We start from the raw sequence: 23,357 nt of genomic DNA on the forward strand, positions 1-23,357 counted from the left end.
TACTATCTTTTTGCCGCTACTGGTCTGGGGCGTTTTCCAACCAGCAACTCCACTTCAATCAATTTTCCCGTTCTGACAATGCCTAGCGTTGCTTTCTGCTTTGGCTGTAATACCGCAATCAGATTCAACATAGACTCGCTATCCGTCACCTTGTTGCCATTGATGGATACCAAAATATCGCCGGGCTTTAACCCTGCCGCATCAGCAGGGCTGTCACGCAAAATGCCAGCGATCAGAGAGCCTTCCGCTTTGTCCAGTTTAAAAGACTCAGCCAATTCCGGTGTAATGTCTTGCGCTTCAATCCCAATCCAGCCGCGGGTGACGCTGCCGGTGAGTGTGATTTGCTCCATGACCTGCTTGGCGATGCTGACGGGGATGGCAAAGCCAATGCCCATACTACCGCCGCTGCGAGAGTAAATCGCGCTATTAATGCCGATTAAATTACCATCGGCGTCAATCAGTGCGCCACCAGAGTTGCCTGGGTTGATGGAGGCATCGGTTTGAATGAAATTTTCAAATGTATTTATGCCCAAATGGTTGCGGCCAAGCGCGCTGATAATACCTTGCGTAACAGTTTGGCCAACGCCAAACGGATTGCCGATGGCTAATACCACATCACCCACTTTGAGTTTTTCGCTATTGGCAAACGTAATCGCAGGCAGGTTATCTGCGTCCACTTTGAGTACGGCCAAATCCGTTTCCGGATCTGTGCCCACTACTCTGGCAGAAAGTTTGCGGCCATCGGCCAGTGCAACTTCAATCTCGTCTGCAGTATTGACGACATGGTTGTTGGTCATGATCAGGCCCTGCGCGCTGACAATCACGCCACTACCAAGGCTGCTTTCTGGTTGGGCTTCCTGATTATTCAGCTGATCGCCAAAAAAGTGCCTAAACAAGGGGTCGTCCAGATATTGTTGGTTAGGGTCTGTGCTGGCTACTTTGCTGGAGGTGAAAATATTGACGACGGTGGGCATGGCTTTTTCAGCCGCTAAACTGTAGCCTCCTTTAGTTTCTACTTTTGCTGTAGGCTCGACTTGTTTGATAATGACGGGAGCAGACTTGATGGCAAGCAGTTCCGGGTAGAACATTCTTAATACAAACAAAAGGCCCAAGCAGGCGGTCACAGATTGTGCAAAAATAAGCCAAATTTTACGCATAACACCTTCAGGTAAATAAAGATAACTCAGTATATTGGAAATGATATGAAATTAAGCGCACTTAACTTGTATTTGAAGGATATTTTACAGCCCGCTCGCTTTAATGACTACTGCCCAAATGGTCTGCAGGTAGAGGGAAAATCCGAGATACAACGTATTGTGACCGGGGTGACCGCTTCGCAGGCGCTGATAGATGCGGCGGTTAAGAGAAATGCAGATGCAATTCTGGTGCATCATGGCTATTTTTGGCGCGGCGAGCCGCCGGAAATTGTGGGTATTAAAAAGCAAAGAATCCAAACCCTGCTTCAGCACGACATCAATCTGTTCGCCTATCATTTGCCGCTAGATGCCCACCCACAATTTGGCAATAACGTGATGTTGGGACAGCAGCTGGGATTTGATATAGAAGCATGGCTGGATGATAAGCAGATGATCGCCAAAGCGACGCTGGCGCAGCCGCTCTCTATTGAGCAACTTAGCCTGTATGTGGCTGAAAGATTGGGTAGAGTGCCTCAAATTATTCCAAGCACCCGATCTTTAATCAAGACTGTGGCGTGGTGTACCGGGGCGGCGCAGCAGTATATTGATGTGGCGATTGCCGCCGAAGTGGATCTGTTTATCAGTGGTGAGATATCGGAGCAAACCGTCCATGCCGTGCGTGAATCCAATACGGCGTACATGGCAGCGGGCCATCATGCAACCGAGCGATATGGTATTCAGGCCTTGGGCGTTCATTTAGCCAATCAATTTGGTTTAAGTCACGAATTTGTCGATATTGATAATCCTGTTTAATTGATATTTATCAAATACTTATCCAATAAAATTTGGATGTGCCAATAAAAAAATGTATAATCCTGTTTTTGTTTAACCTGTAAAAATTGCTCCAAAAGAGCAAGTTAAGGAAGCCAATGTCAGACACCAAACATGACGCCAACGGGCTCTCGTTTCAGCCGCCCTCCGAAGTTGATGTAGAAAAACGTAAATTCCTCATTCAGGCGACTGCTGCCACTGGTGCAGTCGGTGTTGCTGCCGTGGCCGTACCTTTTGTTGGCAGTATGTTGCCGAGTGAGCGTGCAAAAGCAGCAGGCGCGCCAGTTGAGGTGGATATTAGTAAAATTGAGGCTGGTAGCATGATGACGGCTGAGTGGCGTGGTCAACCGGTGTGGATTATCCACCGCACGGAGGAAATGCTTGCAAAGTTAGATGCGCACAAGAATCAGTTGTCTGACCCTGACCTGAATGTGCCGCAACAGCCTGAGTATTGTAAAAACAAAGGCCGCGCAATCAATGAAAAATACGCCGTGATGTTGGGTACCTGTACCCATTTGGGCTGCTCGCCTAATGCTAACTTTGCGGAGACGGCAGACTGGGATGGCGGTTTTGTCTGTCCATGTCACGGTTCTAAATTCGATTTGTCTGGCCGTGTGTTTAAAGGCTCTCCTGCGCCGACTAACTTGGTGGTGCCACCACATCAATATCTCACTGATACTACATTGTTAATCGGCGTAGATAAAAAGGCGGAGGCCTAGAAATGAAAAATAGTCCTATGGCAGAGCAAAAAGTTACCGCCACTACTACAGGCGGTCTGGCAGGTGTTGTAGATTGGGTGGATGCGCGTTTCCCACTCACCAGTAACATCAAAAATCACCTCACCGAATATTACGCACCTAAGAATTTTAACTTTTGGTACTTCTTTGGTTCGTTAGCATTGTTAGTATTGGTCATGCAAATTGTGACCGGTATTTTTCTGACCATGCATTACAAACCAGATGCGCAACAAGCGTTTGCCTCTGTTGAGTACATTATGCGTGATGTGTTTGGCGGCAATATTATTCGTTATATGCACTCCACCGGCGCTTCCATGTTCTTTGTGGTGGTGTATATGCATATGTTCCGCGGTTTGATCTACGGTTCATACCGCACACCCCGCGAATTGATCTGGTTGTTCGGTGTAGGCATTTTCTTAGTGTTGATGGGTGAGGCATTCTTTGGTTACCTGCTGCCATGGGGTCAAATGTCCTATTGGGGTGCGCAAGTAATTGTGAACCTGTTCTCTACAGTGCCATTCATTGGTCCGGATTTGTCTGAGTGGTTGCGTGGTGACTATTTGGTATCGGATGCGACATTGAACCGTTTCTTTGCCTTTCACGTCATTGCGCTACCTTTGGTGTTGTTGGGCTTGGTAGCTGTGCATTTGATTGCCTTGCATGAAGTGGGTTCAAACAACCCGGATGGTGTAGAAATCAAAGCGCACAAGGATAAAAAAACAGGCATTCCATTAGATGGTATTCCATTCCATCCTTACTACTCTGTTAAAGACTTGGTGGGTGTGGTGGTGTTCTTGATGGTGTTTGCAGCCATTGTGTTCTTTGCGCCGGAGATGGGCGGTTACTTCCTAGAGGCCAATAACTTTGTGCCGGCAGATCCATTGAAAACGCCTGCGCACATTGCCCCTGTTTGGTATTTCACACCTTACTACTCCATCTTGCGTGCTGTGCCGCCAATTGGTATCTCACAGTTCCCTGGTGTAGTCGCCATGGGCTTGTCAGTTGTAGTATTTGCATTCTTGCCTTGGTTAGACAGAGGTGCGGTCAAGTCGATTCGCTACCGTGGTGCGCTCTACAAACGCTGGCTAGCTGCATTTGTCGTGAGCTTCTTGATATTGGGTTATTTAGGTACCGTGCCCGCAGATGTTTGGGGTCAGTTTGGCGCGTGGATGGGTAAGGCTGATCGTGCAACCGTGGTCGCACGTATTTGTATGACGGTGTATTTCCTGTTCTTTGCGTTAATGCCTTGGTATACCAAGCGTGATAAAACAAAGCCAGTGCCAGAAAGGGTAACGCATTAATATGAAAAGCATTTTATTAAGTTTGTTGCTGTTGCCAGTATTAGCGTTGGCGAATGAGGCTGAAATTACCGTAAAAGCGCCTGTGGACTTGGGTAATCATGAATCTTTACAGCGTGGCGCAAGAACGTTTGTGAATTACTGCCTCAATTGTCATAGTGCCAACTACATGCGTTATAACCGTTTGCAAGATATTGGCTTGTCTGAAAAGCAAATTAAAGACAATCTACTGCTGGCGGGCGATAAAGTAGGCGATACCATGCAAGTGGCGATTGATCCGAAAGACGCGAAAAAGTGGTTTGGTGCAACGCCGCCGGATTTGTCGGTGGAGGTGCGTGCACGCGGTGCAGATTGGCTTTACGCTTATTTACGCGGATTCTATAAAGATGATACGCGTCCTACCGGTTGGAATAATACGGTATATGACAAAGTGGCCATGCCGCATGTGTTGTATGAGTTGCAAGGCGTGCAAGTATTGAATCACGAAACCCATGCCTTGGAATTGGTCAAGCCGGGTAAGTTGAGCCCTGCCGAATACAATGAAATGGTAGGTGATTTGACTAACTTTATGGCGTTTATGGCGGAGCCCGCCAAACAAAGCCGCCAGTTCATTGGTATTTTTGTATTGCTGTTCCTTGGGGTGCTATTTGTACTCGTGAAGAAAATTAAAACCGAGTATTGGAAAGATATTAAATAAGATGGAAGGCTGCTCAGTCCTTGAGTAGTTTATCTGTTGATATGAAGAGAGAAGCATAAATTATGATGAAATTATATTCGGGGACAGTTGATCCCTATAGCCATCGCTGCCGTATTGTATTGTTTGAAAAAGGCATGGACTTTGAAGTGATTGATGTGGATTTGGCCAACAAATCCGAAGACTTGGCTGTGCTTAACCCTTACGGTAGCGTACCTGTGTTGGTGGAGCGTGACCTCATTTTGTCGGAGGCAAACATTATCAATGAATATATTGATGAGCGTTTTCCACATCCACAACTTATGCCTGCAGATCCAGTGATGCGTGCACGTGCAAGATTGTTCTTGTATAACTTTGAAAAAGATCTGTTTGACCACATCAAAGACATTGAGTCCGGTGACGACGCTAAAGCGGATGCTGCGCGTAAAACTATCCGTGATAACTTGACGCAAATTGTGCCGATTTTTAGCAAGCAAAACTATTTGCTGGGTGATGAGTACTCCATGTTGGATGTGGCGGTGACACCATTGCTTTGGCGCTTAGGGCACTACGGTATTGAGTTGCCAAATCAGGCGGCACCATTGTTGAAATATGCTGAGCGTTTGTTCTCACGTCCGCTGTATGCAGATGCGATGACGCCATCAGAAAAAGCAATGCGTAAATAAATCGACGTGCTGAATGGAAATGATAAAGCGAGTGCATTGAAAGATGTGCTCGCTTTATACTTTCTGGCTTGCTGCCACACGCAGTAGTATGATGAATAGCAATACCATAGGACACTCTCATGACTGAACTTATTCCCACTAAACCTTATATGATTCGCGCCATTCACGAGTGGTGCGTGGACAATGGCTTGACGCCACATTTATTGGTGGTGGTAGGGCCGCAAACGCGCGTGCCTATGGCCTATGTCAAAGATGGGGAAATTGTACTGAACATCAATTATTCGGCCACCAAAGATTTGCATATCGATAACGAAGCAGTTGTGTTTTCCGCGCGGTTCGGCGGCGTATCACAACATCTCTATATTCCGATTGGTGCTGTCAAAGGCATATTCGCGCGTGAAAACGGACAGGGGATGTTCTTTGAGGTGGAGGATATTGCTGATGCCCCACAGGTGCCAACCCTCGAGCCGCAAGGTCAAATAGACAAAGTGGATGCATCGCCAAATGACAAACGTAAACCCACGCTTAAGATAGTCAAATAGTATAGATGCAGGCCTAAAACGCATCGCTTCAAAAAATTGCAAAAAAATTAAGTTTTTTTGTAAAAAGGGCTAGTCGAAAATTTAAAAATAGTGATATAGTCACGCCTTCAAGAAAATGCCGGGTTAGCTCAGTTGGTAGAGCAGCGCACTTGTAATGCGAAGGTCATCAGTTCGATTCCGATACCCGGCACCAGATCTATACCATTCCAAATGTAAAAAACGCAGTCATAATAAATTGCGTTTTTTTAATGTGAGCATTTGACAGAAAGTTGAAATGTAAGCATAATCGCGGGTTCGGTTAGGAGGGGTGGCCGAGTGGTTAAAGGCGACGGACTGTAAATCCGTTCTCTCAGAGTACGAAGGTTCGAATCCTTCCCCCTCCACCAAAAATAAAGAAGTAAAGTTGTAGGGCTTGTTGGCTTGGCTTCAAGTGATTAAACCGGCGAACAAAGTGTGAATGATGGCGTCGGATTAGTAACGCGGGTGTAGCTCAGTTGGTAGAGCTTCAGTTTTCCAAACTGAATGTCGCGAGTTCGAGCCTCGTCGCCCGCTCCATATATAGGGCGTTGCCTTAGTTGTGGAAGTAACGGGCCCATGTGGCTCAGTGGTAGAGCACTCCCTTGGTAAGGGAGAGGTCGCGGGTCCGATTCCCGCCATGGGCACCATGTAAAGCGAATCAAAAAGTATGATTTGGGAAGATAAAGTTTTATTAAGTTGAATAAAACTTTTACAAAAAAACCAATTTTTAAGTTGAAAATTAAGTTAATAAAATTTTAAAGAAATTTAAAGACATCAAGGTAAAGGAAATCAATCATGGCAAAAGGCAAATTTGAACGTACCAAGCCACATGTGAACGTCGGTACGATTGGTCACGTTGACCACGGTAAGACGACATTAACAGCGGCGATTACTACAGTATTGACCAAGAAATTTGGTGGTGAAGCCAAGGCTTACGATCAAATTGACGCGGCGCCAGAAGAAAAAGCACGTGGTATTACCATTAACACAGCACACGTTGAGTACGAGACAGCCACACGTCACTACGCACACGTAGACTGCCCAGGCCACGCCGACTATGTTAAAAACATGATTACCGGTGCTGCACAAATGGACGGCGCAATCTTAGTATGTTCAGCTGCTGACGGCCCAATGCCACAAACACGTGAACACATCCTGTTAGCGCGCCAAGTAGGTGTGCCATACATCGTTGTATTCCTGAACAAAGCAGACATGGTAGATGACGCTGAATTGTTAGAGTTGGTTGAAATGGAAGTACGTGACCTATTGTCTAAATACGACTTCCCAGGTGACGACACCCCAATCATCAAAGGCTCAGCTAAATTAGCTCTAGAAGGTGACCAATCACCAATCGGCGAACCAGCCATCTTCGCATTGGCTGACGCACTAGACAGCTACATCCCAATGCCAGAGCGTGCAGTTGACGGTACATTCCTGATGCCAGTAGAAGACGTATTCTCTATCTCTGGTCGCGGTACTGTAGTGACTGGCCGTATCGAACGCGGTATCGTTAAAGTAGGTGACGAGATCGAAATCGTTGGTATCAAAGACACATTAAAAACAACCTGTACAGGCGTTGAAATGTTCCGTAAGTTACTTGACCAAGGTCAAGCAGGTGACAACGTAGGTGTATTGTTACGTGGTACAAAACGTGAAGAAGTAGAACGCGGTCAAGTATTGGCTAAATCTGGTTCTATCAAACCACACACAAAATTCACAGCAGAAATCTACGTGTTGGGTAAAGATGAAGGTGGTCGTCATACACCATTCTTCCAAGGTTACCGTCCACAATTCTACTTCCGTACGACAGACGTAACGGGCGCTGTAGAATTGCCAGCAGGTACAGAAATGGTGATGCCAGGTGATAACGTATCGATCACTGTGACATTGATTGCCCCGATTGCGATGGAAGAAGGCTTACGCTTCGCGATTCGTGAAGGTGGTCGTACCGTTGGTGCTGGTGTGGTCGCTAAAGTCATCGCGTAATACGCTTGATATGAAAGCCATGCCAGCAACCCGGTGTGGCTTTTTGAACAGTTAAAGTTGTATAGGCCAATAGCTCAATTGGTAGAGTATCGGTCTCCAAAACCGAGGGTTGGGGGTTCGAGACCCTCTTGGCCTGCCAAATAACAATGCAAACCATTTGAAAAAATGGTTTGCTTTTATAATTAAGTGAAACACTTATGATGGATAAATTAAAACTAGTAGTATCTCTGTTGTTGGTTGTGGCGGGGATTGCTGGTTTTTATCTTTTGGAAGACAAGGCGCTCGTCTTACGCATTTTGGCGGTAATGGCGGGCATCGCGGCGGGCTTGGCAGTGATGTGGACATCGCCGCTAGGTAAGGACGCGCTTGGCTTTGTCGGTGATTCGGTTGCAGAAGCTAAACGCGTAGTGTGGCCGACACGTAAAGAAACGATTCAAACCACCATTGCAGTATTTGTGTTGGTGCTGATTATGGCTGCCTTTTTGGCGGTGGTGGATATTGGCTTCGCTTACATGGTGCAATGGTTAATGGGACGGAGTGCTTAATGAGTATGCGTTGGTATGCAGTCCAAGCCTTTTCCGGAATGGAAAAATCTGTAAAGGCCGGCCTTGAGGAGCGTATTACGCGCTCAGGCTTGCAAGATCAGTTTGGCGATATTTTGGTGCCTGTGGAAGAGGTGGTGGAAATGAAATCTGGTCAAAAGACCATTTCAGAGCGTCGCTTGTACCCAGGCTATGTGTTGGTGCAAATGGATATGACGGATGAAAGCTGGCACTTGGTGAAAAGTACGCCACGTGTGACTTCTTTCATTGGAGGTACTGCACAAAAGCCAACACCGATTAAAGATAAAGAAGTAGAGATTATTCTGAGACGTATGGATGACAGTAAGTCGAATCCGACGCAAAAACTGACCTTTGAAAAAGGTGAGTCTGTACGTGTGATTGATGGTCCGTTTAAAGACTTCTCTGGTGGTGTGGAAGAAGTGAACTACGAAAAAAGCAAATTGCGTGTTTCTGTGGTCATTTTTGGTCGCGCAACACCGGTAGAGTTGGACTTTAGTCAGATAGAAAAAGAAGTATAGTAAGTAGATTGCCTGCATTAGCGGGCAATTTGTGTTTAACGGGGAGCTTAAGTTAAAGCGTTTGTACCCATTTTAGGAGTGTTGTTATGGCAAAAAAAGTCATTGGCTACATTAAACTGCAAATTCCTGCAGGTAAAGCCAACCCAAGTCCACCCGTAGGTCCAGCACTGGGTCAACGTGGTTTGAATATTATGGAATTCTGTAAAGCGTTCAACGCTGCAACACAAGGTGTTGAGCCTGGTCTTCCAATCCCAGTAGTGATTACAGCGTTTGCGGATAAGAGCTTCACGTTTGTGATGAAAACACCGCCAGCGACGATTTTGATCAAAAAAGCGGCTAAATTGGACAAAGGTTCAGCGCGCCCACATACCGATAAAGTAGGCAAAATCACACGCGCACAAGCGGAAGAAATTGCTAAAACTAAAATGCCTGATCTGACTGCAGCCGACATGGATGCAGCGGTGCGTACGATTGCAGGTAGTGCGCGCAGTATGGGTATCGAAGTGGAGGGTGTATAACATGGCGAAAAGAATTGATGCATTGCGCGCAAAAATTGACCGCAATAAATTGTATCCAGTGCAAGAAGCGTTGGGCTTGGTAAAAGAGGGCGCAACTGCCAAATTTAACGAGTCAGTTGATGCTGTGGTTAATTTGGGTATTGACGCACGTAAATCTGACCAATTGGTACGTGGTGCTTTGGTATTGCCAAACGGTACAGGTAAAACAACACGCGTTGCGGTGTTTGCTCAAGGCGCGCAAGCCGAAGCTGCAAAAGCAGCGGGTGCGGATATCGTGGGTTTTGAAGATTTGGCTGAGCAAGTCAAGGCTGGTATGTTGGATTTTGATGTGGCGATTGCCACACCAGATGCGATGCGTATCGTAGGTGCTTTGGGTCAAGTGTTGGGACCACGTGGTTTGATGCCAAACCCAAAAGTGGGCACAGTGACTCCAGACGCGGCAGCTGCAGTTAAAAACGCAAAAGCTGGTCAAGTGCAATACCGTACTGATAAAGGCGGCATTATTCATTGCACCATTGGTCGCGCTTCATTCACATTAGAGCAATTGCAAGGTAACTTGGCTGCATTGGTGGAAGCGTTGAATAAAGCAAAACCAGCCTCGACTAAAGGCGTGTACTTGAAAAAAGTATCTGTCTCTAGCACGATGGGTCCTGGTGTGCGTGTGGATCAAGCCACATTAGTGTAATTAGTAGTTAGGCAAATATTGCCTTAAAAAGAACTTTGGGACTGCTGCATGTTTAAGTCATTAAATGTGTGGCAGGAACATCAAAGACCGTTGGTATCCTTAGGGATTTAATCAATACGGAAAATAAATGGGTGACGGGGCTTCTATGACCATTTCCTCTGTTTATTTAAAGTAAAGACCAACGCAGATGGCGAACCCGATACAGGATATGAATATGCCCTGAATAAGGACGCCGTGAGCGGTGCAACACAGTCGTGTTGTGCTTTATTAACGGAAGGAGAAAAGACCTTGAGTCTCAATCTTACAGAGAAAAAAGAAGTCGTTGCCGAAGTTAGTGCGCAAGTTGCATCAGCGCAAGCAATTGTTCTTGCTGAGTACCGTGGTATTGGTGTGGCAGATTTGACAGTATTGCGTGCGGAAGCACGTAAAGCTGGCGTTTATTTGCGTGTGTTGAAAAATACACTTGTACGCCGTGCGGTAGAAGGTACGCCATTTTCTGCTTTAGCAGACCAAATGGTAGGTCCATTGGTGTTTGGTATATCTACCGATCCTGTGGCCGCAGCAAAAGTGTTAAACAATTTTGCTAAAACTAACGACAAGTTCGTGATCAAAGCGGGCGCAATGCCAAATCAGGTGATGGATTTAGCTGGGGTACAAGCCTTGGCATCTACATTGGGCAGAGAAGAGTTGCTTGCGAAATTCGCACGTACACTCAACGAAGTGCCAACCAAATTTGCGCGCGCACTTGCAGCGGTTCGTGACGCTAAAGAAGCAGCTTAATTCATACGCAACATTATTAAATTTTAGGGAATATTCAAATGGCAATTTCAAATGCAGATATTTTAGACGCAGTTGGTTCAATGTCAGTGTTGGAGCTTTCAGCACTGATTAAAGAAATCGAAGAGAAATTTGGTGTATCAGCAGCTGCAGTAGCAGTAGCAGCTGGTGGCGCAGCAGGTGCTCCAGCAGCGGCCGCAGCAGAGCAAACAGAGTTCAACGTGATCTTGTTGGCAGCTGGCGAAAGCAAAGTGAACGTGATTAAAGCAGTTCGCGAATTGACAGCTTTAGGCTTGAAAGAAGCGAAAGACTTAGTTGACGGCGCACCAAAAGCAATTAAAGAAGGCGTAAGCAAAGCTGACGCTGACGCAGCATTGAAAAAATTGATCGAAGCTGGCGCAACTGGCGAAATCAAATAATCCTATTTTAGGACTAGGTGAGGCTGACGGGAGACCGTCAGCCTTCGCCGTTTGTAGGTAGGTACTATGTAACAAAATGTAACCTCCACCATATCAACGTATGGGCGGGTCGCATTAGAAGTCAATAATTTCTATTTCACTTAAAAAAGAAGTTAGAAATCAAAACATTGCAGTGGATGAAAAGTGTTTTGTCTTCTACCCTCAAAATTTCAGGAGACGCTATGAGCTATTCCTTTACCGAAAAAAAACGCATTCGTAAAAGCTTTGCTAAACGAGAGAGCGTTCAAGAAGTTCCTTATTTACTCGCGATGCAATTGGAGTCCTACAAGGCCTTTTTGCAGGCAGAGATTCCAACAGACAAACGTACCAATGATGGCTTAGAGTCAACATTCCGTTCCGTATTTCCTATTGTGAGCCACTCAGGCAATGCACGTTTGGATTACGTGAGCTATCAATTAGGCGCAGAGCCATTTGATGTCAAAGAGTGTCAACAACGTGGCTTGACTTACGCTGCACCATTGCGCGTAAAAGTGCGTTTGACCATCATGGACAAAGAGGCTTCTAAGCCGACCGTGAAAGAAGTGAAAGAGCAAGAAGTGTACATGGGCGAATTGCCTTTGATGACTGAAAATGGCTCGTTCGTGATTAACGGTACAGAGCGTGTGATTGTTTCACAATTGCACCGTAGCCCAGGTGTGTTCTTTGAACATGACCGCGGTAAAACACATAGCTCAGGTAAATTGCTGTTCTCAGCACGTATCATTCCTTACCGTGGTTCATGGTTAGATTTTGAGTTCGATCCTAAAGATTACTTGTACTTCCGTGTGGATCGTCGTCGTAAGATGCCAGTGACCATTTTGCTGAAAGCATTGGGTTACACCCCAGAACAAATTCTGCAAACATTTAACGATACCGATACGTTCCATATTGGCCCGAAAGGCGTGGAATTTACATTGGTAGCTGACCGCTTACGTGGTGAAGTGGCTAAATTCGACATCGCTGATAAAGCAGGTGAAGTACTCGTTGCTAAAGACAAGCGCATTACGGTGAAACACATCCGTGATATTGAAAAAGCTGGCGTGACCAAAATTGTGGTGCCAACTGACTTTATTATGGGTCGTGCAATCGTTGCCAATATCATCGACAAAGAAACTGGTGAAGTCATTGCGAATGCCAATGATGAAATTACAGAAACACTGTTGGATAAACTGATTGAAGCAAAAGTGTCTGAAATCAACACGTTATATACCAATGATTTAGACCACGGTGATTTTATTTCTCAAACATTACGTATTGATGAAATCCCTGACCAATACAGCGCACGCGTAGCCATCTACCGTATGATGCGTCCAGGCGAGCCACCAACCGAAGAAGCTGTAGAAGCGTTATTCAATGGCTTGTTCTTCTCAGAAGAGCGCTATGACTTGTCAGTTGTAGGCCGTATGAAGTTTAACCGTCGTGCCTATCCAACCAAACAAGAAGAACGCAGTGCTAACTGGTTGCGTAATTTCTATGCCATGACAGGTGAGCAAGGCGACACAGGCGCTAACATCCTCAATACACACGACATTCTTGCTGTGATTGGCGTGTTGATTGAATTGCGCAATGGTCGTGGCGAGATTGATGATATTGATCACTTAGGTAATCGTCGTATCCGTTCAGTAGGTGAGCTTGCTGAGAACCAATTCCGTGCCGGTTTGGTGCGTGTGGAACGTGCTGTAAAAGAGCGTTTATCACAAGCTGAATCAGACAATCTGATGCCGCACGATTTGATTAATGCGAAACCAGTGTCTAGCGCGATTCGTGAATTCTTTGGTTCTAGCCAATTGTCACAATTTATGGACCAAACCAACCCATTATCAGAAATTACGCACAAACGTCGTATTTCTGCATTAGGGCCTGGCGGTTTAACGCGTGAGCGTGCAGGCTTTGAGGTACGTGACGTACATACAACACACTATGGTCGCGTATGTCCAATTGAAACGCCAGAGGGTCCAAACATTGGTTTGATCAACTCACTAGCGCTGTATGCACGTACTAACCAATATGGTTTCTTAGAAACACCATATCGCCGTGTAGACGACAATAAAGTCACAGATAACATTGAGTTTTTATCTGCCATTGAAGAAAGCCAATACATGATCGCGCAAGCGAATACAGCATTGGATGCCAAAGGTGGCTTTAAAGAAGAGTTAGTGTCTTCACGTCATCACAATGAGTTTACGATGACGCAGCCTGAACGTGTGCAGTACATGGACGTGGCGCCAAGTCAAATTGTGTCAGTGGCGGCTTCATTGATTCCGTTCCTAGAACACGATGACGCGAACCGTGCATTGATGGGTGCCAACATGCAACGTCAAGCCGTGCCATGTCTGCGCGCTGAAAAAGCCGTAGTGGGTACAGGCATTGAGCGTACGGTAGCGGTTGACTCCGGTACGACAGTACAAGCACGCCGTGGCGGTATTGTGGATTACGTGGATTCAAGCCGTATTGTGGTCCGTGTACACGATGCTGAAGCGCAAGCTGGCGAAGTAGGTGTAGATATTTACAACTTAATCAAATATACACGTTCTAACCAAAATACCAATATTAACCAGCGTCCGTTGGTGAAGGTGGGTGAAGTGATTTCACGTGGTGATGTGGTCGCAGATGGTGCGTCAACAGACATGGGTGAGTTAGCACTTGGCCAAAATATGTTGGTAGGCTTTATGCCTTGGAACGGTTACAACTACGAAGACTCGATTTTGATTTCAGAGCGCGTAGTGGCTGATGATCGCTATACTTCAATCCATATTGAAGAGTTGTCAGTGGTAGCACGTGATACTAAATTAGGCCCTGAAGAAATCACGCGTGATATCTCCAACTTGTCAGAGCGTATGCTCGGTCGTTTGGATGACTCAGGCATTATTTACATTGGTGCTGAAGTAGAAGCTGGCGATGTGCTGGTAGGTAAAGTGACACCAAAAGGTGAAACCACACTGACACCGGAAGAAAAATTGCTGCGTGCGATTTTCGGTGAGAAAGCCTCTGACGTAAAAGATACTTCATTGCGTGTGCCATCTGGCATGAGCGGCACAGTCATTGACGTGCAAGTATTTACGCGTGAAGGTATTGACCGTGATGCACGTGCACAACAAATTATTGATGACCAGCTTAATGATTACAAACAAGACTTGGCTGACCAAATGCGTATTGTGGAAGACGACACCTTTGGCCGTATCAGTCGTTTGTTAGCGGGCAAAGCCGCCACTGGCGGTCCTAATAAGCTAAAAAAAGGGGATGCATTAACACCCGAGTATTTAGCCTCTGTCGGTCGCTATGACTGGTTTGATATTCGTTTAAGCGACGAAGATGCAGCACGTCAATTAGAGCAATTGAAAGACAGCTTAAGCCAAGCACGTATCGAATTTGACAACAAGTTTGAAGAGAAAAAACGTAAATTGACGCAAGGTGACGAATTGCCACCAGGCGTACAAAAAATGGTAAAAGTATACTTAGCCGTTAAACGTCGTATTCAGCCTGGTGACAAAATGGCCGGCCGTCACGGTAACAAGGGTGTGATTTCAAAAATCTGCCCGGTAGAAGATATGCCACACATGGCAGACGGTACACCATTAGATATCGTGCTGAACCCACTAGGTGTTCCATCACGGATGAACATTGGTCAAATTTTGGAAACCCACTTAGGTTGGGCTGCCAAAGGTTTGGGCAAACGCATTGGTGATATGTTGCAAGCGGAAACCAAAGTGGCTGAGATTCGTCAGTTCTTAGACAAAATCTACAACAGCAGCACAGGTAAAAAAGAAGACATTGCATCATTCACTGATAAAGAAATATTAGAACTTGCGCAAAACTTGAAATACGGTGTGCCATTTGCAACGCCAGTATTTGACGGTGCAGCCGAGTCTGATATTAAAGCGATGTTGGATTTAGCATTCCCTGATGATGACGAACACACGAAGAAACTGCAATTCCACGCGGGTAAAACCCAAGTGAAATTGTTTGATGGCCGTACTGGCGATGCGTTTGAGCGTCCAGTGACTGTAGGTTACATGCACGTATTGAAATTGCACCACTTGGTGGATGACAAGATGCATGCACGTTCTACTGGTCCTTACTCACTTGTGACACAACAACCATTGGGCGGTAAAGCACAATTCGGTGGTCAACGTTTTGGTGAGATGGAGGTTTGGGCATTGGAAGCGTATGGTGCGTCATACACCTTACAAGAAATGCTGACCGTCAAGTCAGATGACGTCAACGGCCGTACCAAAGTGTATGAAAATATTGTGAAGGGCGAACACAAAATCGATGCTGGTATGCCAGAGTCATTCAATGTGTTGGTGAAAGAAATTCGTTCACTCGCTATCGACATCGATTTAGATCGTAATTAAGGAGAATTCAGATGAAAGCTCTATTAGACTTATTTAAACAGGTAACACAAGAAGAAGAGTTTGATGCAATTAAGATTGCATTGGCTTCGCCTGAAAAAATTCGCTCATGGTCTTATGGTGAAGTTAAAAAGCCAGAAACTATTAACTACCGTACCTTCAAGCCTGAGCGTGATGGTTTGTTCTGCTCAAAAATCTTTGGCCCGATCAAAGATTATGAGTGCTTATGCGGTAAATACAAACGCTTAAAACACCGTGGTGTGATTTGTGAAAAGTGTGGCGTTGAAGTCACGCTTTCTAAAGTGCGTCGTGAGCGTATGGGCCATATTGAATTGGCTTCACCAGTTGCGCATATCTGGTTCTTAAAATCGCTCCCAAGCCGTCTGGGTATGGTGTTAGACATTGCGTTGCGTGACATTGAGCGTGTGCTTTACTTTGAAGCATTCATTGTGATTGACCCAGGCATGACACCGCTGACACGTGGTCAATTGCTGACGGAAGATGACTATCTCGCAAAAGTAGAAGAGTACGGTGATGAGTTCAATGCAGTGATGGGTGCAGAAGCGATTCGTGAATTGCTCCGCACTATGGACATCAATGACCAGATCGAAATCCTGCGCCGCGATCTAAGCGAAACTGGTTCAGAAGCGAAAATCAAGAAAATCGCTAAACGCTTGAAAGTGCTAGAAGCCTTCCAAAAATCTGGCATTAAACCAGAGTGGATGATTCTTGAAATCTTGCCAGTGTTGCCACCAGAGCTACGTCCATTGGTACCATTGGATGGCGGTCGTTTTGCAACGTCTGACTTGAACGATTTGTATCGTCGCGTGATTAACCGTAACAACCGTTTAAAACGCTTGTTGGAGTTAAAAGCACCTGAAATCATCGTACGTAACGAAAAACGTATGTTGCAAGAAGCGGTCGACTCATTATTAGACAATGGTCGTCGCGGTAAAGTGATGACAGGCGCTAACAAGCGTCCGTTGAAATCGCTCGCAGATATGATTAAAGGTAAAGGCGGTCGTTTCCGTCAAAACTTGCTTGGTAAGCGTGTGGACTACTCAGGTCGTTCAGTGATTGTGGTTGGCCCACAATTGAAACTGCATCAATGCGGTTTACCAAAAAAAATGGCGTTGGAATTATTCAAACCATTCATCTTCCATAAGTTGGAAGTGTTGGGTTTAGCGACCACCATTAAAGCAGCGAAGAAAAAAGTAGAAGAAGAAGGACCAGAAGTATGGGATATCCTCGAGGACGTGATCCGCGAGCATCCGGTACTATTGAACCGTGCGCCTACTTTGCACCGTTTAGGTATTCAAGCGTTTGAACCAGTATTGATTGAAGGTAAAGCCATTCAATTGCATCCACTCGTGTGTTCAGCGTTCAACGCCGACTTCGACGGTGACCAAATGGCGGTACACGTGCCATTGAGCTTAGAAGCGCAAATGGAAGCACGCACTTTAATGTTGGCATCCAACAACGTATTGTCTCCAGCCAACGGCGAACCAATCATTGTGCCTTCACAAGATATCGTGTTGGGTCTTTACTACATGACGCGCGAAAAAGTGGCGGCACGTGGCGAAGGCATGATTTTCAGTGATGTGAAAGAAGTGCAGCGTGTATTCGATCAAGGTTTGATTGATTTACATGCCAAAGTCACTGTACGTATCCGTGAATTCGAGATGGACGTAGAAGGCAATAAAACTGAAAAAATCAACCGTTATGAAACGACGGTGGGTCGTGCCTTATTGTCACAAATCTTGCCTGCTGGTTTGTCTTACAGTTTGATTGACAAAGCATTGAAGAAAAAAGAGATTTCAAAACTGATCAATGCGAGCTTCCGTAAAGTAGGTATTCGTGAAACTGTTATTTTTGCTGATAAATTGATGTACACAGGCTATACCTATGCGACTAAAGCAGGTATCTCCATCAGCATTAACGATATGTTGGTACCACCAGAAAAAGGTCAATTGATTGCTGCTGCAGATGCAGAAGTGAAAGAAATTGAAGACCAATACGTGTCTGGCTTGGTCACGCAAGGTGAGCGCTATAACAAAGTGGTCGATATCTGGGGTCGTGCAGGTGACAAAGTGGCAGATGCCATGATGAAACAACTGCGTGAAGAAGATGTGTTAGACAACGATGGCAACACAGTCAAAAAAGATGGTAAAGCCTTACGTCAAGAATCATTTAATGCGATTTACATGATGGCTGACTCAGGTGCGCGTGGTTCTGCAGCGCAGGTACGTCAGCTGGCCGGTATGCGTGGCTTGATGGCGAAACCAGATGGTTCGATCATTGAAACACCGATTAAAGCGAACTTCCGTGATGGCTTGAACGTGTTGCAGTACTTTATTTCAACCCACGGTGCACGTAAAGGCTTGGCCGATACTGCGTTGAAGACAGCGAACTCTGGTTACTTGACACGTCGTTTGGTGGATGTAACGCAAGACTTGGTGGTGACTGAGACTGATTGTGGTACGGTTGAAGGTTTAGTGACTAAAGCCTTGGTAAAAGGCGGTGAAGTGGTTGAGCCATTGCATGACCGTATCTTGGGTCGTACAGCCGCTTTAGACATCATCCATCCAGAGACGCAAGCTGTGGTATACCCAGCCGGCACACTGTTGACTGAAGATGAAGTAGAGAAAATCGATGCGTTAGGCATTGATGAAGTGAAAGTGCGTACAGCGCTGACTTGCGATACACGTTACGGTATTTGTGCAACATGTTATGGCCGTGACTTAGGTCGTGGTAAGTTGATTAGCATGGGTGAAGCGGTAGGCGTGATTGCAGCACAATCTATTGGTGAGCCTGGTACACAGTTGACCATGCGTACGTTCCACATCGGTGGTGCTGTATCGCGTGCAGCTTCAGTATCACAAGTAGAAAGTAAATCTAACGGTATATTAAGCTTTACCTCTACGATGCGTTACGTGACTAACTCACGTGGCGAGCAAATTGTGATCTCACGTAATGGTGAAGTCATTATTGCGGATGATAATGGTCGTGAGCGTGAGCGTCATAAAGTGCCTTACGGTGCTACATTGACAGTGACCGATGGTAAAACAGTCAAAGCTGGTCAAGCGTTAGCAACATGGGACCCACATACCCGTCCAATTATTACGGAATATGCGGGCCGCATTAAGTTTGAGAACGTAGAAGAAGGCGTGACCGTTGCGAAGCAAATTGATGATGTGACTGGTTTGTCATCCTTGGTGGTGATTGATCCGAAACAACGTGCTGGCCAATCTAAAGGCTTACGTCCACAAGTGAAATTGCTGGATGCTGTTGGTAATGAAGTGAAGATTGCCGGTACAGAGACAAGCGTGAACGTGACGTTCCAACTGGGTTGTATTATTACGGTGAAAGATGGTCAAGATGTAGGCGTGGGTGAAGTATTGGCCCGTATCCCACAAGAGTCATCTAAAACGCGTGATATTACCGGGGGTCTTCCACGTGTGGCTGAGTTGTTTGAAGCACGCTCACCAAAAGATGCCGGTATGTTGGCGGAAGTCACTGGTACCGTATCGTTTGGTAAAGATACCAAAGGTAAGCAACGTTTAGTGATTACAGACTTAGATGGTCAATCTAGCGAATTCTTGATTGCTAAAGATAAGCACGTGACAGCACATGATGGTCAAGTGGTGACTAAAGGTGAGACGATTGTGGACGGCCCAGCTGATCCGCAAGATATCTTGCGCTTACAAGGTCGTGAAGCATTGGCGCGTTACATTATCGATGAAGTGCAAGACGTATATCGCTTACAAGGCGTAAAAATTAACGATAAACACATTGAAGTGATTGTGCGTCAAATGTTGCGTCGTGTACGTGTGACAGATGCAGGTGATACCAGCTTCATTCAAGGTGAGCAAGTAGAACGTGCAGACTTGTTGTCAGAGAATGAACGCGTGATTGCGCAAGATAAACGCCCAGCAACGTTTGAGTATGTGTTGTTAGGTATTACTAAAGCATCGTTGTCTACGGATTCATTCATCTCAGCCGCATCGTTCCAAGAGACTACACGTGTCTTGACCGAGGCAGCGATTTTAGGCAAACGTGATGATTTGCGTGGCTTGAAAGAGAACGTAATTGTGGGTCGTTTGATTCCAGCCGGTACCGGCTTGGCCTACCACGAAGCGCGTAAACGTGCGGCGATTGCAGCGTTGACGCCAACAGTAGCAGAGCCATCGGCAGCAGCGATTGCAGCGGAAGCCCTGTTCACTGGAACAGATGAGGTTGTAGAAGAAACACAAGTGATTGAAACGCCAGCCGAGTAATTGAATGTTTGGGATGTGTTTAGTGGAATTAGCGCTTGACACATCCTGCTGCACTAAATAGAATGCTTGGTTTTTTAGAATAGCCTTATTGTCCGCAATGAGGCCGTTCTGTTTTGATTTAAATATATTTTTTGTAAAAGTTATTTTTATAGATATTCATAGAGGTTATAGGCAATGCCAACCATTAATCAGTTAATTCGCAAACCACGCGTTCAAGTGGTCACCAAAAGCAAGGTGCCTGCATTAGAAGCGTGTCCGCAAAAACGTGGTGTGTGTACCCGTGTGTATACCACAACTCCTAAAAAGCCTAACTCTGCGTTACGTAAAGTGGCTAAAGTGCGTCTTACCAACGGCTACGAAGTTATTAGCTATATCGGTGGTGAAGGCCATAACTTGCAAGAGCACAGTGTGGTGCTTATCCGTGGTGGTCGTGTAAAAGACTTGCCGGGTGTGCGTTACCACATGGTGCGTGGTAGTTTGGATACGGCCGGTGTTAAAGACCGTAAACAATCACGTTCTAAATACGGTGCTAAACGTCCAAAAGCTGCTAAAGCAGCATAGTTACTGTTTGTGTAGTGTTATTACATTGAAAGCGGCTGAGATGCCTTGCTAAAGCACTTGCTAGCAAAACTTATTAAATTGAATAGAGAAAATTATGCCAAGACGTAGAGAAGTCCCCAAACGTAACATTCTTCCGGATCCAAAATTCGGTAGCCAAGAAGTGTCAAAGTTTGTCAATGTGCTGATGACTGGTGGTAAAAAGTCAGTTGCAGAACGTATTTTATACGGCGCATTTGATCAAGTGACCGCAAAAAGTGGTAAAGACGCGTTGGAAGTGTTTACAGTTGCATTGAATAACTTGCGTCCATTGGTTGAGGTAAAAAGCCGTCGCGTAGGTGGTGCTAACTATCAGGTGCCTGTTGAGGTGCGTCCAAGCCGTCGTAGTGCGTTGGCGATGCGTTGGTTACGTGATGCTGCACGTAAGCGTGGTGAGAAATCAATGGGTCTGCGTTTAGCGGCTGAGTTGGTGGAAGCTTCTGAAGGTCGTGGTTCTGCAATGAAGAAACGTGAAGAAGTTCACCGTATGGCAGAAGCGAACAAGGCGTTCTCACACTTCAGATTCTAAGTGTCTAAGTGTGGTTGAAAATTGGTTGTTCGCTCTTTAAGAATTTAGATTGAATTGATAGCAAAGGTATAGAATCGTGGCTCGTAAAACCCCTATTGAACGCTACCGTAATATTGGTATTTCTGCACACATTGACGCTGGTAAAACAACGACAACTGAGCGTATTCTTTTTTACACAGGCGTAAACCACAAAATTGGTGAAGTGCATGATGGTGCGGCCACCATGGACTGGATGGAGCAAGAGCAAGAGCGTGGTATCACGATTACCTCTGCGGCCACGACCTGTTTCTGGAAAGGGATGGCTGGTCAATTCGATCAACACCGTATTAACATCATTGACACCCCTGGGCACGTAGACTTCACGATTGAAGTGGAGCGTTCTATGCGTGTACTGGATGGCGCATGTATGGTGTACTGTGCGGTAGGTGGTGTGCAGCCACAATCTGAAACTGTTTGGCGTCAAGCCAACAAGTATAAAGTGCCGCGTTTAGCGTTCGTCAACAAGATGGACCGTGCTGGCGCTAACTTCTTCAAAGTGTACGATCAAATGCGTGCACGTCTTAAAGCTAATCCTGTGCCGCTTCAAGTGCCTATCGGTGCTGAAGACAAATTCGAAGGTGTGGTTGACTTGATCAAGATGAAGGCCATCTTCTGGGATGAGGCTTCACAGGGCATGAAGTTCGACTATCGTGATATCCCTGCCGATTTAAAAGCAGATTGCGACAAATGGCGCTCAAATATGGTGGAAGCGGCAGCGGAAGCCAATGAAGATCTGATGAATAAATACCTAGAAGAAGGTGAGTTATCAGAAGAAGACATCTTGCTGGGTTTGCGTACACGTACCATCGCTTCTGAAATCGTACCAATGATGTGTGGCTCAGCCTTTAAAAACAAAGGCGTGCAAGCCATGTTGGATAAGGTGATTGAATTGATGCCTGCGCCAACCGATATTCCGCCAACACGTGCAGAAGATGAAGATGGTAAAGAAATGTTCTTGAAGGCGTCTGATGATGAGAAATTCTCAGCATTGGCTTTCAAAATCATGACAGACCCGTTTGTTGGTCAGTTGATCTTCTTCCGCGTGTACTCTGGCGTGGTGAATGCTGGTGACACTGTATACAACCCGCTAAAAGGTAAAAAAGAGCGTATTGGCCGTATTGTGCAAATGCATGCGAATACGCGTGAGCCGCTTGAAGAAGTGCGTGCGGGTGACATTGCAGCTGCAGTTGGTTTGAAAGAAGCAACCACAGGCGATACCTTGTGTGCATTGGGTCAAGAAATTATTCTTGAGCGTATGATTTTCCCTGAGCCTGTGATTCACGTTGCGGTTGAGCCAAAAACAAAAGCTGACCAAGAAAAAATGGGTATTGCTTTAAACCGTTTGGCACAAGAGGATCCTTCTTTCCGTGTGAAAACAGATGAAGAGACTAACCAAACCATTATTTCTGGTATGGGTGAGTTGCACTTGGAAATTCTGGTGGACCGTATGAAGCGCGAGTTTGGCGTGGAAGCTAACGTGGGCGCACCACAAGTGGCTTACCGTGAAGCATTCAAGAAAACGATTGAAATCGAAGGTAAATTCGTTAAGCAATCCGGCGGTAAAGGTCAATACGGTCACGTTTGGCTCAAAATGGAACCAAATGAAGCTGGTAAAGGCTTTGAGTTCGTGGATGCGATTAAAGGCGGTACCGTGCCGCGCGAGTTCATCCCGGCAGTTGAAAAAGGTTTGCGAGAAACCATTCCTTCAGGCGTGTTGGCAGGCTTCCCGGTTGTGGATGCAAAAGTCACCTTGTTTGACGGTTCTTACCATGACGTTGACTCGAACGAAAACGCTTTCAAAATGGCTGCTTCGATTGCATTTAAAGATGGTATGCGTAAAGCAGACCCAATCTTGCTTGAGCCGATGATGGCGGTTGAGGTGGAAACGCCAGAAGACTACATGGGTGATGTGATGGGTGACTTGTCATCACGTCGTGGCATGATTCAAGGGATGGATGACAGCGCCTCTGGCAAAATTATCCGTGCAGAAGTGCCATTGGCTGAGATGTTCGGTTATTCAACTGTAGTGCGTTCATTGTCGCAAGGCCGCGCAAGCTACAGCATGGAATTTAAGCATTACTCTGAAGCACCAAGAAACGTGGCTGATGCCATTATGAACAAGAAATAATTTAATTTT

19 protein-coding genes and 5 tRNA genes are annotated in these 23,357 nt (G+C 45.9%); 23 read left to right on the forward strand and 1 reads right to left on the reverse strand.

Annotated features, from left to right (window positions below):
* Nucleotides 1-2: 2 nt before the first annotated feature.
* Entirely contained in the window at nucleotides 3-1,157 is a 1,155-nt protein-coding gene (locus FG11_RS00250) for a Do family serine endopeptidase (RefSeq protein WP_020183631.1), read from the reverse strand.
* 45 nt (nucleotides 1,158-1,202) lie between these two features.
* Here FG11_RS00250 and FG11_RS00255 point away from each other — a divergent pair, with 45 nt between their 5' ends.
* From FG11_RS00255 to fusA, 23 genes are all read left to right on the forward strand, one after another.
* On the forward strand, nucleotides 1,203-1,949 hold the full coding sequence (locus tag FG11_RS00255; RefSeq protein WP_047532502.1) for a Nif3-like dinuclear metal center hexameric protein: 747 nt from the start codon (nucleotides 1,203-1,205) through the stop codon (nucleotides 1,947-1,949).
* A 116-nt stretch (nucleotides 1,950-2,065) separates the two neighbouring features.
* Complete coding sequence (gene petA, locus FG11_RS00260) at nucleotides 2,066-2,686, forward strand: ubiquinol-cytochrome c reductase iron-sulfur subunit (RefSeq protein WP_025223660.1); 621 nt, start codon at nucleotides 2,066-2,068, stop codon at nucleotides 2,684-2,686.
* A gap of 17 nt (nucleotides 2,687-2,703) precedes the next feature.
* On the forward strand, nucleotides 2,704-4,005 hold the full coding sequence (locus FG11_RS00265; protein ID WP_088177912.1) for a cytochrome b: 1,302 nt from the start codon (nucleotides 2,704-2,706) through the stop codon (nucleotides 4,003-4,005).
* Nucleotide 4,006: 1 nt separating this feature from the next.
* Complete coding sequence (locus FG11_RS00270; protein WP_025223661.1) at nucleotides 4,007-4,699, forward strand: cytochrome c1; 693 nt, start codon at nucleotides 4,007-4,009, stop codon at nucleotides 4,697-4,699.
* Between the two features lie 62 nt (nucleotides 4,700-4,761).
* A complete protein-coding gene (locus FG11_RS00275; protein WP_020183636.1) occupies nucleotides 4,762-5,361 on the forward strand; it encodes a glutathione S-transferase N-terminal domain-containing protein in 600 nt (199 codons plus the stop codon).
* A 119-nt stretch (nucleotides 5,362-5,480) separates the two neighbouring features.
* Entirely contained in the window at nucleotides 5,481-5,903 is a 423-nt protein-coding gene (locus FG11_RS00280; RefSeq protein WP_020183637.1) for a ClpXP protease specificity-enhancing factor, read from the forward strand.
* A gap of 117 nt (nucleotides 5,904-6,020) precedes the next feature.
* Nucleotides 6,021-6,096: transfer RNA gene (locus tag FG11_RS00285), tRNA-Thr, on the forward strand.
* Nucleotides 6,097-6,204: 108 nt separating this feature from the next.
* Nucleotides 6,205-6,289 (forward strand) — tRNA-Tyr (locus FG11_RS00290).
* Nucleotides 6,290-6,382: 93 nt separating this feature from the next.
* Nucleotides 6,383-6,458, forward strand: a tRNA-Gly gene (locus FG11_RS00295).
* Nucleotides 6,459-6,493: 35 nt separating this feature from the next.
* Nucleotides 6,494-6,568: transfer RNA gene (locus FG11_RS00300), tRNA-Thr, on the forward strand.
* Nucleotides 6,569-6,716: 148 nt separating this feature from the next.
* Nucleotides 6,717-7,907 carry an elongation factor Tu gene (gene tuf / locus FG11_RS00305; protein ID WP_020183638.1) on the forward strand — a complete coding sequence of 397 codons (1,191 nt, stop codon included), beginning with the start codon at nucleotides 6,717-6,719 and terminating at the stop codon, nucleotides 7,905-7,907.
* A 63-nt stretch (nucleotides 7,908-7,970) separates the two neighbouring features.
* Nucleotides 7,971-8,046 (forward strand) — tRNA-Trp (locus FG11_RS00310).
* 58 nt (nucleotides 8,047-8,104) lie between these two features.
* Complete coding sequence (gene secE, locus FG11_RS00315) at nucleotides 8,105-8,452, forward strand: preprotein translocase subunit SecE (protein WP_020183639.1); 348 nt, start codon at nucleotides 8,105-8,107, stop codon at nucleotides 8,450-8,452.
* Nucleotides 8,452-8,988 (forward strand): transcription termination/antitermination protein NusG, encoded by a 537-nt coding sequence (gene nusG, locus FG11_RS00320; protein ID WP_025223663.1) that lies wholly within the window; start codon nucleotides 8,452-8,454, stop codon nucleotides 8,986-8,988. Before secE ends, nusG begins: the two co-directional genes overlap by 1 nt.
* Nucleotides 8,989-9,074: 86 nt before the next feature.
* Complete coding sequence (rplK, locus tag FG11_RS00325; RefSeq protein WP_020183641.1) at nucleotides 9,075-9,506, forward strand: 50S ribosomal protein L11; 432 nt, start codon at nucleotides 9,075-9,077, stop codon at nucleotides 9,504-9,506.
* Between the two features lies 1 nt (nucleotide 9,507).
* Nucleotides 9,508-10,191 (forward strand): 50S ribosomal protein L1, encoded by a 684-nt coding sequence (rplA, locus tag FG11_RS00330; RefSeq protein WP_020183642.1) that lies wholly within the window; start codon nucleotides 9,508-9,510, stop codon nucleotides 10,189-10,191.
* 288 nt (nucleotides 10,192-10,479) lie between these two features.
* Nucleotides 10,480-10,971, forward strand: a complete 492-nt coding sequence (gene rplJ, locus FG11_RS00335) for a 50S ribosomal protein L10 (RefSeq protein WP_020183643.1) — start codon at nucleotides 10,480-10,482, stop codon at nucleotides 10,969-10,971.
* Between the two features lie 38 nt (nucleotides 10,972-11,009).
* Nucleotides 11,010-11,387, forward strand: a complete 378-nt coding sequence (rplL, locus tag FG11_RS00340; RefSeq protein ID WP_020183644.1) for a 50S ribosomal protein L7/L12 — start codon at nucleotides 11,010-11,012, stop codon at nucleotides 11,385-11,387.
* A 221-nt stretch (nucleotides 11,388-11,608) separates the two neighbouring features.
* Nucleotides 11,609-15,781, forward strand: coding sequence for a DNA-directed RNA polymerase subunit beta (gene rpoB / locus FG11_RS00345; protein ID WP_047532504.1), 4,173 nt, complete (start codon nucleotides 11,609-11,611; stop codon nucleotides 15,779-15,781).
* An 11-nt stretch (nucleotides 15,782-15,792) separates the two neighbouring features.
* Nucleotides 15,793-20,055 (forward strand): DNA-directed RNA polymerase subunit beta', encoded by a 4,263-nt coding sequence (gene rpoC, locus FG11_RS00350; protein ID WP_020183646.1) that lies wholly within the window; start codon nucleotides 15,793-15,795, stop codon nucleotides 20,053-20,055.
* A gap of 174 nt (nucleotides 20,056-20,229) precedes the next feature.
* Nucleotides 20,230-20,616 (forward strand): 30S ribosomal protein S12, encoded by a 387-nt coding sequence (gene rpsL / locus FG11_RS00355; RefSeq protein ID WP_020183647.1) that lies wholly within the window; start codon nucleotides 20,230-20,232, stop codon nucleotides 20,614-20,616.
* 94 nt (nucleotides 20,617-20,710) lie between these two features.
* On the forward strand, nucleotides 20,711-21,181 hold the full coding sequence (gene rpsG, locus FG11_RS00360; protein WP_020183648.1) for a 30S ribosomal protein S7: 471 nt from the start codon (nucleotides 20,711-20,713) through the stop codon (nucleotides 21,179-21,181).
* A 76-nt stretch (nucleotides 21,182-21,257) separates the two neighbouring features.
* Complete coding sequence (gene fusA / locus FG11_RS00365) at nucleotides 21,258-23,348, forward strand: elongation factor G (protein WP_020183649.1); 2,091 nt, start codon at nucleotides 21,258-21,260, stop codon at nucleotides 23,346-23,348.
* Nucleotides 23,349-23,357 lie beyond the last annotated feature (9 nt).

The organism is Methylotenera sp. N17 (genome assembly GCF_000799155.1).
In the GTDB taxonomy this organism is placed as follows: domain Bacteria; phylum Pseudomonadota; class Gammaproteobacteria; order Burkholderiales; family Methylophilaceae; genus Methylophilus.